Annotated in this window: 9 protein-coding genes; 3 read left to right on the forward strand and 6 right to left on the reverse strand. The window is 46.5% G+C overall.

Annotation, left to right across the window (positions count from 1 at the left end; genetic code table 11):
- Nucleotides 1-92: 92 nt before the first annotated feature.
- The 6 genes from VCHENC03_RS05995 to VCHENC03_RS05970 are packed head-to-tail and all read right to left on the reverse strand — an operon-like array spanning nt 93 to nt 10,839.
- Nucleotides 93-3,860 carry a cellulose synthase subunit BcsC-related outer membrane protein gene (locus tag VCHENC03_RS05995; RefSeq protein WP_032802958.1) on the reverse strand — a complete coding sequence of 1,256 codons (3,768 nt, stop codon included), beginning with the start codon at nt 3,858-3,860 and terminating at the stop codon, nt 93-95.
- Nucleotides 3,851-4,957 (reverse strand): cellulose synthase complex periplasmic endoglucanase BcsZ, encoded by a 1,107-nt coding sequence (gene bcsZ, locus VCHENC03_RS05990; RefSeq protein WP_009707237.1) that lies wholly within the window; start codon nt 4,955-4,957, stop codon nt 3,851-3,853. Before bcsZ ends, VCHENC03_RS05995 begins: the two co-directional genes overlap by 10 nt.
- Nucleotides 4,954-7,245, reverse strand: a complete 2,292-nt coding sequence (gene bcsB / locus VCHENC03_RS05985; protein WP_009707238.1) for a cellulose biosynthesis cyclic di-GMP-binding regulatory protein BcsB — start codon at nt 7,243-7,245, stop codon at nt 4,954-4,956. Before bcsB ends, bcsZ begins: the two co-directional genes overlap by 4 nt.
- On the reverse strand, nt 7,235-9,868 hold the full coding sequence (gene bcsA / locus VCHENC03_RS05980) for a UDP-forming cellulose synthase catalytic subunit (RefSeq protein WP_009707239.1): 2,634 nt from the start codon (nt 9,866-9,868) through the stop codon (nt 7,235-7,237). Before bcsA ends, bcsB begins: the two co-directional genes overlap by 11 nt.
- Before the next feature lie 3 nt (nt 9,869-9,871).
- Nucleotides 9,872-10,645: a cellulose biosynthesis protein BcsQ gene (bcsQ, locus tag VCHENC03_RS05975; RefSeq protein ID WP_083481864.1), complete on the reverse strand. Its 774-nt coding sequence runs from the start codon at nt 10,643-10,645 to the stop codon at nt 9,872-9,874.
- Complete coding sequence (locus tag VCHENC03_RS05970) at nt 10,642-10,839, reverse strand: hypothetical protein (RefSeq protein WP_009707241.1); 198 nt, start codon at nt 10,837-10,839, stop codon at nt 10,642-10,644. Before VCHENC03_RS05970 ends, bcsQ begins: the two co-directional genes overlap by 4 nt.
- Before the next feature lie 478 nt (nt 10,840-11,317).
- Here VCHENC03_RS05970 and bcsE point away from each other — a divergent pair, with 478 nt between their 5' ends.
- The 3 genes from bcsE to bcsG are packed head-to-tail and all read left to right on the forward strand — an operon-like array spanning nt 11,318 to nt 14,693.
- Nucleotides 11,318-12,901 (forward strand): cellulose biosynthesis protein BcsE, encoded by a 1,584-nt coding sequence (gene bcsE / locus VCHENC03_RS05965; RefSeq protein WP_009707242.1) that lies wholly within the window; start codon nt 11,318-11,320, stop codon nt 12,899-12,901.
- Nucleotides 12,898-13,074 carry a hypothetical protein gene (locus VCHENC03_RS28045; RefSeq protein ID WP_009707243.1) on the forward strand — a complete coding sequence of 59 codons (177 nt, stop codon included), beginning with the start codon at nt 12,898-12,900 and terminating at the stop codon, nt 13,072-13,074. Before bcsE ends, VCHENC03_RS28045 begins: the two co-directional genes overlap by 4 nt.
- The gene (bcsG, locus tag VCHENC03_RS05960) at nt 13,074-14,693 is read left to right on the forward strand and encodes a cellulose biosynthesis protein BcsG (protein WP_009707244.1); all 1,620 of its coding nucleotides are present in this window, start codon (nt 13,074-13,076) and stop codon (nt 14,691-14,693) included. Before VCHENC03_RS28045 ends, bcsG begins: the two co-directional genes overlap by 1 nt.
- Nucleotides 14,694-14,819 lie beyond the last annotated feature (126 nt).

The raw sequence follows: 14,819 nt of genomic DNA on the forward strand, positions 1-14,819 counted from the left end.
AAAGCAGGACAGCTCAAATAGAAAAGGCCGGAAAACTCCGGCCTTTGTTGTTTCTACCATTCCTAAAATACTCATCACGAGAGAGGCTGGTACTAAAAATCACTGTACAGCGTAGGTACCGCAGGTGGGTATTCAATCGGCTGCCAGCGGTCATTGAAGGTGTATTTTCCGTACAGCATAAAATGGTTTGGCGTATAAAACTCTGAACGCTGTAGATCCACCAGCGCACCGATATACCAACGTTTACTCACTCGTTTCTCAACGGCTGCTTGCAGCGAAGCACCAAAACCGCCACCGCGCTCAGAACTATCACTAGAAGATAAATAAGGCGCATCTTCTTCTGTCCATGAGTTAGAAATGGAAGCACTCAATTGATACGACCATGTGCTGTCGTAGCGACCGTAATAGTTGACTGGCAATGACACCGAGAAATAACTTTGCGGGCTGTAGTAGCCACCATGGCCAAGTGTGTATTCGCCCAAGTTCTTGTCATAGTCGAGGTACATCAAGTTAGTGCCAATGCTCAGGCGCTGATCATCCGTTGCGATCAGTTTGTAGTAAGCCCCACCAAGCACACCGAGGCGAGTATTGTCTTCAACGTTTTCACCCGTCAGTGCATGGTATTGCAGGCTGCTCCAAAAACCGTAAGGGCCACCTATATCCCAGCTCGAATTGAGCTTAACACCTGTTCGAACTACACCACCCCATTTTTTGCCTTGAGGATCACTGGTTCCACTCGGTACTGTCATTCCAGCATAAGAAAGTGTGCTGCTGGTTTCAGGACGGCGAGACGCTTCTGCTGTCCATCCGAAGTCCCCGAGATCACCATCCACACTGACCCCGCCTACCCAAGTAGTATGGTCAAAACCAATCGGTGTAGTGCCGATATCCACTTGCCAATCTTTGGCTTGCCAACCTACACCAAGCGACATACCCGATGCATCATTTTGAACCGTTGTTGTAGTTGGGAAGTTTTTAGGATCCTTCTCGTAGTAATCTAGCTCGCCGGAATCGATAGACACGTAATCCGCTCTCAGCAGCAGATGCCCGTCGAGTGATTCAATCGGAATACGTGCTTCGATTGGCACTTGGTTAGATGAGTTACGTCCATCACGGGCACTGTAATCCCAACCAATAATTACATGACCATCACTGCGGTCATGGAGCGTATCGATGTCCGACTTAACATTGCGCGTTAGCCAGTAGTCATCTGCTGTATCATACAACTCACGCAAAGTAAGCGTCTCTAGACTTGCTTCATCTGGTTTTGCACTTTTTTCAATTCGATCACTGTTCAGTGCCTGACGTCCGCGCTCTTCCGCTAACGTCCATTGCTGATTGTCCATCGCAATAGACATGCTGTTTCGATACGCTAGAGCGTCGGCGTCCTGTGTATCATCGAGCAAGCGGTTCAGGGTGTTCGCATCATTGCGGTAACCAAGTTGATTGAATACCGAAGCAACCGTCATCAACTGAGCAGCATTTAGCGTGTCACGCTTCTTATTCAAGATCAGATGCAAGTCGTGATAGGTTGCCTCATCTCCACTCTGGGCGCTGGCTTGCAACAACCCCACCTGAGCTTGCGTCTTGAATGGTTCAGGTTTTGATGAGATACGTTCATACAAAGCCAATGCTTGCTCTGGTTGTTGATTCGCAAGTAACAAATCCGCTTGCGCTAAAGTACGACGTGTTTTGAGTTCATCAAATTGCAGCGCTTCAGAGGCACTGACTGCTTGCTGGTCTTTACTCAACGCCAAGCCTTCGTACCATTGGTCGAAATCATCAAACTGATTCAAGCTCACCATCATACTGCCGTAAGCGAGTTTTTCGTCGGTAGTCCATTTGCTTGAGGGGCGGATGCTTTGATAAATGCGCTGCGCTTCATCAACCTTTTCAATCTCTACCCACGCACTCACAAGCCTTGCTAGAGGTTGAACTTGCCCAGCATATTGAGACTCAAGCGACGTCAACATGGTAGTGACAGCCTTCGGTGAGGCCTGATAACGCGCGGGTAAATCTTGTAAATCAGCATTGAGCTTTAAGCGTGTGAGGTTACGCTCCATGGCAGGGGTAACGTCGCGCTTCGGCACACTCTCTAACTCAGAAATCGCCGCATCTACTTTAAAATCTTGAGCAAGATACAAGGCATAAGAGAACTTCATTTCCGGATCAGTGCTGTTCGTCGCCCATTCAGACATCAGTTTGTCGGCACGACGTTTATCCCCCATAGAGCGAACAACATCAGCAATATCCAGTCTCAACCACGGCGATGTTGGTTTTAGCTCAATCAATTCTTCCACTGCAGATTGCATACCTGCTTGGTCATCTTTCGCTATCGCAATGCGCAATCTCGCCAGAATGATCTCAGATTGAATGCCATTGATTTTCTCAGACACCACCTGTTTTTGTGCTGGAGAAAAACGCTGTGCAAGTGAAGCCGCACCCGCCCAATCCTGCTGCTCAATACGAACATCGAGTCGTCCACGTAAGGCAGATCCGTTCAGCGCTTCAAGTTGTAGTGCTTGGATATAAGCTTTATCTGCTGCGGCATAATTCTTTTGTGCTAAGTAAAGCGCCCCTAAAGAGGTAAAGGCATAAGGCTGTGTTTTATCAGACTGAATGGCTTTACGGTAAAGGCTTTCAGCTTGTTTAAACTGCCCTTTCTCAGCCAGTGCATCACCTTGATCCAAATAAGCCCAATATTGCGAGGTTTCAATCAAAGTGGCCCATTTAGAAGCACTATCTGGGTCTTTATCTAGCTGCTGTGCACGTTCAAAATACTCAAGCGCCTTTTGTTGCTGACCTTTACGCAGATAGACCTTGCCCATACCACCCAATATTTCTGGGTCGTTCGGACGCGTCGTCATCGCATAACGCAACTGCTTCTCAGCTTGCAAGGTTTTGTCTTCATCCAGCAGTTTGAGACCTTTCAATTTAGCAAGATAGGTTGGGTCTTTACGCAGATTTTGCTCGGTTGCCCAGCGCTTCTTCGCGCCTTGGTTAGCTCGTTGTATCTCAAGATCTGATGGATAGTAACTCGCTAAAATCGCGTATTGTTGAACCACTTGTTCTGAGATAGGCAGTTGATCGAGAGCACGCAACCAAGATGTCGCCGCACTGCTGCCAATGACTGGCGCTAAAGCGAGCTTTTTGTAAGTATCCAAAATCCATGGGTCAGCTGGATTCTCTTTGCGGATATGATTTGCCAATGCGAGTTGAAACTGAGGCACCCCCGGGTAATCTGCATTTAAGCGCTCTAAACCTTGCTTTACCGCCTGCCAACTTCCATCAAGATTGCTTTGCAGCTGAAGAAACTCTAACTGCAATGCGGCAGAAGGCATGCCGTTTGGGAAAATAACTTTATACGCTTGGATGGCTTCTTCGTAACGACCAGATTTCGCAAGCAGCTTAGCTCGTTGGTAATCGCCTTTCTTATCTCCTTGAAGAGACATGATGGCAGCCAAGTCTTTGGCTTGTGGAGAATTTGGCGATTGTTTAGTTAAACGCTGAAACGTCTGCTTCGCCAGCTCAGGTTGTTTACGCTTTAAGTACATATTGGCTTGGTAATACAAGCCAATCGGGTTGCCTTCCTCAATCGCAAACAAACGCTCTAACGTACTTTCAACAATGTCGTCGCGTCCTATTGCATCCGCCAGTTTCAGTTGTTCAACCAGCCACTCCACCGAGTTTACCCGAGCAAGAGACGTCGAGAACTGAACCGTTTCAACTGGTTGGTATACTGCGGCTAACTGCGCTTTGCTAAGCGGTTTTGAGCTAAAACTTTGTGCATAGACAGGAGCAATCCCGCTCGCCATCATGGCCAGCGAGATCAACCATGAAGCACGTCTTGCTATTGGCATTGCTCGCTCCATGCAGGCAACAGTTCACCTTGTTTGCCAAAGCGGTAGCGCGCCTGATGCCATCCTAGGCCAAACAAACTCAAAACATTGTCGTAGTAGTGGTCGTTTCTGTCCGAGATAAGCTCTTGCTGCGCTCGGCTTGCTTGTGCTTTGAGCAGCTCAGACTCACCAGACGCCGCCAACAAAGGCAAAGCAGCGGCAGAAAATCCTGCACTGCCAACTTGAGTGTATTCACCCGTTTCTGTATTCACTTCTCGTGGTGGTGCGCCGAGCGCTTTAGTCGCTGCGACAAAGGGCTGCATTTGCTGAATCAGCTGAGCTTTTTCTGTGACTTGGTCATCAAGCATACCCGCCCATAAGTAGGTACGAATGGCGTTGTAGCTGCCAATTGGCCCAGTCACCGAATCTGCACTGTACTGGCCTTGGCTGAGCGTCGCCCAATCAGGGCTGAAACCTTTTGGCATGGTTCGCGTCAGCATTCTCGCACTTGCTTTATACATACCATCCCATGAATACTGCGGATACAGAGCTTCCATTCGCGCAATCAGCTGTAACGGCACATAGCTCGGGTTCACACGGTAGCGATCACCAAACTCAAATCCTGTTGGTGCAGGCAGTAACACGGTGCCCACACCGTCAATGGTTACAGTCTCTTCTCGTAGAATACGACTAGCAAGCAGATGACCAAGCGATTGGTAGTAATAGTTATCCCACAGTCGACCCGCTTCCACTAAAGCGTAAGCAATCCAAAGGTCGGAATCCGATGCTGCATTGGTATCTAACACACCAAAACTGCCGTTCGCTTTTCTGCCCCATAACCATGCTGGCAATCTTGCCGTAAGGTCGCCACCAGCTAAATGCACTTGAGTCCAGTTTAATACTTCGGCGAAGGCTTTTTGATCATTGGCAACCAAAGCAAAGAACAACGCATAGGACTGGCCTTCCGATGTAGTGATCATGCGCTCATCGCTGCCATCCACGACTCGACCTTGTTCGATATAAACCGACTTGAATGTGTCCCATTGTGGCCAGTCACACGTGTTTGCCCACAGCTGAGTAGAAGTCAGTAGCATGATAAGTGCAATCAGCTTTTTCATTCCTCTTTCTCCTCAGTTTTCTCTAGACGTTTTGCAGCAACCTGACGCAGAACACGCCAAAGCACAATAGTCACGATCACCATCAATAACGCAGCGAAGCATGCCACGATGATTGGATGATTTGAGAAGTGGAACCACACTAATTGCCACACTGGCAGCTCACCCACAAAGTAATGAGAACCAACGTTATAGCTCGCGACTTCATCGTTTCTTAGCGTCACTACAGAGCCAAACATATGCTCCACTTTGCCCGAATCCGCAAGTGCTTCATCAACCGTAGCAAAATCAGCAGGATGAGCAGCCATGATAGACACTAAACTGCGATTATTTGTGTAAGGTGATTCCATACCATAAATCGCAGCAAAGGAGCCGCCTGCTTCCACTGAAACATAATCAGCTGGCACTTGGTTAGCATCGCTTGGGTTCATCCAGTTCATACCAAGCTGCTGTTCATTCTTGCTCGGTAGACGAATTTGGCGCTCGCCTGCTTCAACCACCAGATTCACTTGGTCTGGATCGTTCGCCGCTTCTTCTAATGAACGCACCACACCAATGCTCAAGATATCTTTGTCTTTTAGCGCTTGTGCATCCCACTTATCGGTCAACAATACTTGGATACCTGGGTAACCAGAATCACCGCCCAAAGAGCCCATGACATTCAAGAAGGTTTGTAGTGCTTCTTTTGGTGCATTTTTTGGCACCACAACTGCGGTTTCAGACAGATCCGCCATACGTGTGTAAGGGAAGCCAGATGTTGCAAACGCTCGCATGTTTGGCATTTCGATGTAATGCGGGAAGCCGCTAAAGTCGATCGTCGAGTCACCATCAACTACTGCATATTGCTTGCTTGGTTGAGTCACCTGACACAAGCCATCAGTGACAGAGGCAAAGCCAAATTCAAAATCGATCTGGTTTTTGCTGCCAACTTTGAATGCAGGAATACGTACACGGTCGTCGCTGCTCAGAATGCTGTCATCCAACAATGGCACACGAACGCGGTTAGAGTCGCCACCTTGACCCGCAGTGGTCAAGTTAAAGGCTTCGATGAACTGGTCGTTAATGCTCAACGTCAGACGGGAGCCAGAATGGTCTTCCGTCGGCGGTGAGTAACGGTAGTTCAGATCCATTGGAATACCACGACTCTGCCAAGTAAACAGATCTGGTGGCAAACGTAGGCTCACGCTGATAGGCGGTGGTGTGCGACCTTCTACTTGCAGCATGCTCTTTTGCTCAACCAATTCAGACAACGCAACCGGGCGATCTGTGCTCACCCAGTTTGGCGCATCGTAAGGTACGCGAGGTTTGATTTGCTTCACCTCGTTGATCTTGGCAATTGGGCCGGTAAGAATCTGGTTACCCAATGCCAAGCCACGTACTGCGGTGTTTAGGTCAGCACTATCACGACCAATCACCAGCAATAGCTTCACGTATGGGTCGGTTGGGTGGGTAATCACCTGGACACGCGGGCCATCCGTATCTGGGAAGTCTTTTAGGAATTCAGGTTTGTTGTCGTTGGTGATAAACACCACGGCGTTGCGCTCTGGCAAAGTGTCGAAACTCAGAGGGAACTGCGCACCACGCCAAGCCGCTAAAGAACCGAAGTAGGAACTCAAAACACCCGCTGCTTTCACTTCGTCTAAGTCATATTTATCGCCCATCACAACAGGCAAATTAAGTTGGCTAAAGTCACGAACATCAAAGAAAGGCGCTGGCAGTAAGCTCAAATCGCTTTCTAGTTGCGTTTTTTGCACAAACATTTCGATGCGGCTGCTTTGGCTGATCTCGGCCCAAATACTGGAATCATTCGGGTTGGCACAGTCTTTTTGAGTATTGCCAATCAGCTCAAAACGAATTTGGTTGTAGTTACTGAAGTAACGCGTATCCAGCGGCATAGAAAGGCTGAGCTTTTTACCCTGCTGGCCATCAACGATAGACGCCACGCCCATCAACTCGTTGTTCAAGTACACTTTGACGTGCGATACCAAAGCAAGTAACGCTGGCGAAGGCGTAATATCAAAGTACAACGTGGCTTTTGAAACCACCTCATCAAGGCGAGAGCCAAAGCCGACATAAGCGTTCGCTTCACTGCCTTGAATCGCAATTGAGCCGCTGTAGCCCAATTGAGTAAATGGAACGACTCGCTTAAAGACGGTGGCATTTTCCGCGTCTTGTTGCTGAGCTTGGGGTTCCGACAATTGCTGTTTTACTTCTTGTGCCGCGAGACTGCCCGACATACACATCAGAGTGATTGCCGTCGTCAACGCTGTTAGTTTTTTATTATTTAGCATGACTTGTGGTCCTGATTGGGACATAGCGAGGTCGAAGTGACCAAATAAATTCGATACAAAATAAAAGTGCATCCACACTCACCACGACAAATTTCGGGCAGTGTTGTAGCAAGCGCTTGTATCCATTAAAGCCGACTTGTAGAACGGCTTGCATACTCGATAGTGGCTTATCTGCTTGATAGCCTTGTTGCCATTTCGCCCATGTATCAGCTCGTGCAAATGTACATTGGACGTATTGGATTTGTTGTTGATGCGACAATTCATTGAGTTGCATACCGAACATGCCTTTATGAGCATAGGCAACCGTCATCGGGAACACGAATTCTTGTCCACCACGATTCAGAATCACTTCGAGTGACTGACCGAGTAAGTACTGGCACGTTTGTTCGTCAACGCCATCGATTTCGATGCGGACGCCCCCCAATGAAAAGTCTTTCATCTGAGCTTGAATCAAATGCCCAGAGTGCAATCTCACCGCAACAGGAATTGCCACCTCGACGCGGTGATCTTTTCGTACCTGTTTCGCTTCTACCGCAACCGCGACCGCTGCACCTAAGATCAGCAAGTTGTACATCGTCCATACTAAGTTAACGATGACAGTACCAACCTCATCTTGGGGCCCCCACCCCATTCGATACAGACCCACGGCAAAACCAAGAATATTCAGTGCCACGAGCACCAAATACGGTCGAGAGATCACCCAGTCGTAATGCGATTTTTCAACTAAGCCCCCTTTCGCCGTTACATTGAATGTCCCTTTATGAGGCGCAAACAAAGCGACGGTGGTTGGTCTTGCGATGTACCAAGCAAGTACGGTTTCGTACACTTCTCCCCAGAAGGAGTAACGATAGTCACCCTGCATGCGTGAGTTGGTCATACTGGCGTGGATCATGTGCGGCAAAACGTACAGGATGATCGCCAATGCTGGTGCGTAGATGACGTAGGAGTGCAGCAACAAAAACGCCAGAGGTGCAATCAAAAACACAATACGCGGTATACCGGATAAGAAATGCAGCATGGCATTGACGTAACAAAGCCGCTGCGACAACTTCAGCCCCTTACCGGTGAGCGGGTTGTCAACCCTGAAGATCTGCGCCATGCCCCTCGCCCAGCGAATACGCTGTCCTACGTGTGCCGATAAAGTTTCTGTCGCTAAACCCGCTGATATCGGCTGCTTAAGGTAAGCAGAGCGATAGCCCAAGCGATGCATGCGCAGTGACGTATGTGCGTCTTCCGTTACGGTTTCAACTGCAATACCACCCACTTCTTCAAGCGGTTCACGACGCAAAATAGCGCACGATCCACAGAAGAAAGTCGCGTCCCATAAATCGTTACCATCTTGAATCAATCCATAAAACAAGTTGCCTTCGTTAGGCACATTGCGGAAGTTCGATAAGTTACGTTCAAACGGATCCGGAGAGAAGAAGTGGTGCGGTGTTTGAATCAGTGCCAGCTTCGGATCTTTGAGGAACATGCCCATGGTGAGCTGGAAGAATGCTCGAGTTGGAATGTGGTCACAGTCGAAGATCGCCACAAACTCACCATCCGTCTGCTTTAACGCATAGTTAATATTACCGGCTTTGGCATGCTCGTTAGTTGGCCTGCGAATGTAGTTAACCCCGACACTCTTTGCGAAGTCACGGAAGCTGTCTCGTTTACCATCATCGAGAATGTGAATTTTCAATTTGTCTTTTGGCCAGTCCACACCCATTGAGGCGTACACCGTCGCTTTAACCACATCGAGATCTTCGTTGTAAGTCGGAATCATCAAGTCGATGGTTGGCCAAGTCGATTGATCTTGTGGCATCGAAACCGGCTTACGGTTAAGCGGCCATATATTCTGGAAGTAACCCAGCATCAACACGATCCAAGAATAGGTTTCTGCCAAAAGCAAAATACCCCCTAAGATCAGTGCAATAGGATCGTCCCAGTTTAAGGTTGATGAGTAACGCCACCAGAGATAACGGCAAGATGCTGTCACCGAAAGAATGATGAGCAACATGGTCGGAAAGCGCCCCGGCATGCGTCGCACCATCATGGCAAGTGCCCACAATAAAAGCACAAATACAGTCTGTGCCTGATAGCCGAATGGCACGGTAAAACAGAGCAACGCGAGCAACACCACGAGGAACAGCAATGCATAGTTCAATACCATCGCAGGCTTGCTGGCTTTCATGCGTTCACGAACTTCAGGATCTTTAACTTGGTTGGCCGTTTGTTCTAACCAACGAACACTTTTAGCCACCAGCTCAAACGGCAAGTAGAAAGCATTGCGGATTTTCTCAGCAAGATGCATCACGACACCACTGGCTTGATGAGACCAAGCAGACGCCACACTTTGCTTAAAACACAGTAACCAAACGCTCTGGACAACAAATCGAATCGGGTCAAACAAGCGAGGAGCGGCATAGTTAACTTGTGGGAAATAGACCAGAGGCAGCTTCCAAGAGGGAACACCAGAAATCACAGGTTTTAGGAAAACAAAGCTCAATGAAAACCAAACAGAAAGCACAATGTTGCCCAACCAATTGGTTTTGCACTCCCAAGCTTGCTCATACGCCTGCTTGTGCGACTGAAATTGATCGACTATCCAGCTTTGGAAGATAAGGTTGAGACTACGCATGCATTAGCCCTGAGAAGTTGCAGCAGCAAGCGTAGAAACGCACCAAAATGCCAAAGACTGGTAATCTTTCGCTGCTTGGCTCGTCGGAGAGTAATGCTGTACGGTCGTCAAATTGGCGGCGCATTCAGCCAATGCCGTATCACGGTGCATGAGAACAGGCACTAACGACGCTTGCAGTTCCTTCTTAAACACCAGCATGAAATCTCGACCAATCTCAGTCTCAGGCTGATATTGATTAAGAATGTAACGCAGCTTACCTGACTCAACTAGATTGCTGATTTGAGACGAGTGGCTCAGCACCGTTTGTAACACTGCGTAGTTCATTGCGTCAGCGTTAATAACCACAAACACCATGTCCATCGACTCAACAAACGCGTTCATTTCTGGAGTCATGAGGTAAGACATATCACCGTGGAACAACTGCCATTGCTCTGCATCTGTGACTTGCAACGTTGATCGACCAAGCGCTTGAAGGTATTGATAAGATTGAGCGAACTGACCCTTTTGGTCGGTATCCAATTCGCCAAATGGCAGCAACAGAGCGCCTTGCGGGCTTTGATACCCGGCCTCTGCCCAGGCATCGCCAGACAACACACGTGCTGCCCAACCGTCTCGCTCTTCGTAAGGAAGACCAAGATGAAGGCGTAACAGATTCTCAGGCACTGCGTCGATCGCAAGAACCTGCTTGTTAATTTTGACTAAAGCTTGAGCCAAGTTTGCGGTTATCGTGGTTGCTCCACACCCGCCCCTCAGGCTAACAAAAAGAAGGCGCTTCATATCGCTTCCGTTTCAAGACCTGCTTGTTTGTTTTTGATCCCAGTCCCACTGTCTTTGGTCGATTGAGATTGAAAAACCAACCATTTACTTTTCACATTGAGATACGACTCATTTTCTGTCGTCTCAACATATTGATGCTGAGTTAAGTCATATGAAGAGTAGATCGAATTAATGTCTTTTGCTGGCTCTGTCACGACATCTTTCCACGTTATCCACGCATCTGATAAAGCGCTAAGACACTCCTATCTTGCTTAAATTTTTATCAAATACGATGCTGAAAATTTGACGCACCTAACCCGTGCATCACATATTTATAGAATGAGAAAAAATGTGAACAACCTAAGTCATTGATCACATGATTATTAAATTCCTAAATGATGTTTGGCTTCAGAAACTGAGATTATGAAGATGAGTTGTAATTATCCGTTTACGACATATAAGCCAAAATTATAGTCAAACTATAAACATATTAGTTTGCAAATGCATAACTTTAAACTTATAAACATCAAGGCAGATAATGCTATATCTAATTTTATTTTTGATCAATTTCGTTTAATATCTTTGCGTCATTTTATTGTCACATTGGCACTTTTTTCTGTAACGTTTTACATACAGCGACAGCTTAAAGACAAAGAAAGATGAACATAACCAACTGATTAAAAGGCTATTTTGATGTCATTAATAAACGGTCTATCCGCAATTACCAGTGAACGAGAAAATCGATCTGTATACGTCAATTTATTTTCTCACAAACACATGACAATTGATTTCTTAATTAGTGCATCAAGCCAAAATTACAACACTTCACTTACAAGTTTCACCAATAAAGAAACTTTCCTTTCCGGTCTAAACCGCGAAGCATCACAAAAATTCAATGACTTATCTGATAGTTATCTTGATAAGATCTACTTCATAAGTAATAAAAGTCAAAAAAAGAAGTTAGACCCAATTAATCTTGCCAAAGATATTCACAAAATAAATATTAGTAAGAGCTCTAACTATATTTTGTTTATTCCCGACTCGATTTTATCTCACTGCAGCGACAAAGATGTAGGCATATTCCTAAGAACAATAAATGAATTCGCCCATAAAAAATCGCTCATTATCAATATATGTATCTATGGTCATTTGGCGACATCGATACTTAAGCCTAAGTTGTTGACGAATAATCAATACCTTGCTGGTCTAGCGACGATGAGCGCATTAGATGAAACACGATACAGTTACTTTGTCGACTTTTGGTCCAGCAAACATGGGGTGAAATCAGAAGAGGAATACATCCTATCTTTTGATGAGAACGGCCACTTGCTCGCGACACCATATGAAAAGTTGCAAACGAACGACGTTACTGAAGACAAAGCCGATAGCGAACGACTTTACATAACAAAAGAAGCCCTGGGTGACAGCACAAAAGTGCCAAGAGGAATGCACCTAGCAGAAAATAACCAACAGCTATTGGAGATGTTAGACAGCCCTAGAGCCTCAACCATTGTATTCAACTGTTCAAGCCAGAGCGAAGTGCAACAGTTGGCATTGGATTGCTACCGACTGCGCACGAAAGCAGGCAGACAACTCAAGCTCGTGATCAGAGAAACACAACAATGTTTACGATACGCGGATGAAAAGTTTTTGCTTCGCGCTGGTGTAAATCTGATTTCACCGGTGCAAGTGCCTCAGATGCGCTTTATGACTCAGGTGGAAGCTATACAAGGACAAATGCTGACACGTGCATTGCCTCAAAGCTTAGAGGCCTTACTAAAGTACGACGTTAAATTTGGCAGCAAAGGCTACCTGCATAACAGAGACTTCAGTCAATACTGTACGGATGTGATCGCCAGTTCGAGCCGTTCTAGCGTCAACTTTGCTTTGATTAAGTTGAATTTGCTGCCGGGAATGAGTCCTGAAGAATGCCTTCGTTTGTGCCACATTCGACGAGATGGTGATGTTGTCACCGCTTGTAACAAAGCACTGTACGTTTTGTTCAGTGCTATCCGTCATAACGACATCGATGTTGCACTCAACAATATTTTCGAGTTTCCACCTCGAGATTTGTTTCACTCAACGCGCACCTTCGATACCCATTACGACATCGAAGCTGAACTAAAATACATCCTAGAGGATGAAGTCAGCATCTCCGAGGAGGTATCAAGCTTGACCACGGAGAAACAGATTTTCGCGGTAACGAAAAAGCCTATGAGCGAGGTTCCTGCTTTGTTCGCAGTAAAAAAAGCCATCAACATTAAGGAGCAGGAATGAACATTGATGACTTTATACTCACCGTAGGCATTAGCCTTTGCGTAGGATTAGTCCTTGGCTACTTTCTGCGTGATGCAGTCAGCGCGATAAAGCGACTCTACAATAGATACTTAAAACGCGCGCAATACTTTGAACAAGATCTTTCTGCAAACAAAAACAAGAAGCTTAAGTGATGACTTCACACTCTAAACAGCCCGCTCAGTTCACAATTGGATTGGGTTGGTGGAACATTTATTTTATTGCCAAAGTTGCCCTCTTCCTCCAAGGGATCATCGATTTCCATCCGCTAGAAAACTTTGCGCTCTTGCTCTTTATTCTGTTACCTGTGCCAGTAAGAGCATTGAATGTCCTGCGGCATGTTATCGCAATGATCATCGCTGCATGGCTACTGCATTATGACTCTTTCTTACCTCCGTTAGAGCGATTATGGGCTCAGGCGGGTCAGTTGATGCAGTTTGAGTTTAGCTATCTTGTCGAACTCATGGGACGCTTCATCTCTGTGCAAGCATTGCTTGGGTTGTTTGCTTTGTGCGCAGCGTATTTCATCCTGAGTAAGTTTTTACGCGTTTCTGTATTCGTTGTCATCGCGATGATTTACGTCAGCATTCCCAAAACGCCACAGGGTTCAGTCGCCGTTGAGACAACTCAGCCTGCGCCACCAGCAACTACGGAAGTGGCGGAAACGACACAACCTCAAGTCACAGAAATCAACGATGAGTCGCTCAACAGTATGACAGCAGATTTCTTTGCGAAAGAAGCGTCACGACGTGTCTCGTTCAGCCCTGATAGTGCACAAGATGCTCCGTTTGATTTGCTGTTCTTGAGCATCTGTTCCGTCGCTTGGGATGATATTGAGATTGCTGGTATGGCAGATCACCCGTTGTTCAAAGAGTTTGATGTCATGTTTGACAACTTCAGCGCGGCGACATCCTACAGCGGGCCTGCCGTTGTTAGACTGCTGAGAGCGAGCTGTGGTCAACAAGAACACAGTAAATTGTTCGAGCCTGCTCCAAAGCAATGTTACTTGTTCGATAACCTGAAAGATCTCGGCTTCAAAGAAAATCTGTTGATGAACCATAACGGTGTGTTCGATAGCTTCTTAGAACTGATCAAAAAAGATGGCGATCTCAAAACGAACTTGATGTCTCAAGAAGGGTTCAAGCCTTATCAAAAATCATTTGATGGCTCGTCGATCTTCCGTGACAAACAGGTGCTTGATGATTGGTGGCAACAACGAATCAAAAGCGAGGATGAGAAAGTCGTTGCGTTGTATAACACCATTTCATTGCATGATGGTAACCGCATCATCAATGCCAATTCGACAACGTCTATGGTGAGTTACAAGAAACGTCTAAAGAACCTTCTTGATGATCTTTATTCGTTCTTCCAAGAGCTTAAAGCCTCTAAACGCAATATCGTTGTTGCTTTAGTGCCAGAACATGGCGCCGGTATGCGAGGAGATAGAATGCAGATTTCAGGCATGCGTGAGATTCCGGCACCAACGATCGTTCACACTCCTGTCGGAATTAAAGTCTTCGGCGAAGGTATCCAACGCCAAGGCGATACTAAGCACGTAAAAGCACCATCAAGCTATTTAGCGCTATCGCAATTGGTATCGAATATTCTTGAGCAAAACATTTATGAGAAGAAATCCTTTAGTCCGGATGAGTTAGCAGGAAACCTACCTGAAACACAAGTCGTCGCGCAGAACTCTGGCTCAACGGTGATTGAAGTAAATGGTAAGTACTACGTCTCGTTAGATGGTTCAAGTTGGATTGAATATCCTAAGTAAAAGCTCGACGTAGAGTAACAATCTGAAATTAAAGTGAATAAAGGCTGGGAATTTCCGGCCTTTATTTTGTCTGGAATTTATCAAACCTCTCATTTCTACGATTGTTTCATAGGCCCAAATGAGTAA

This window comes from Vibrio sp. HENC-03, assembly GCF_000305755.2.
Lineage (GTDB): Bacteria > Pseudomonadota > Gammaproteobacteria > Enterobacterales > Vibrionaceae > Vibrio > Vibrio owensii.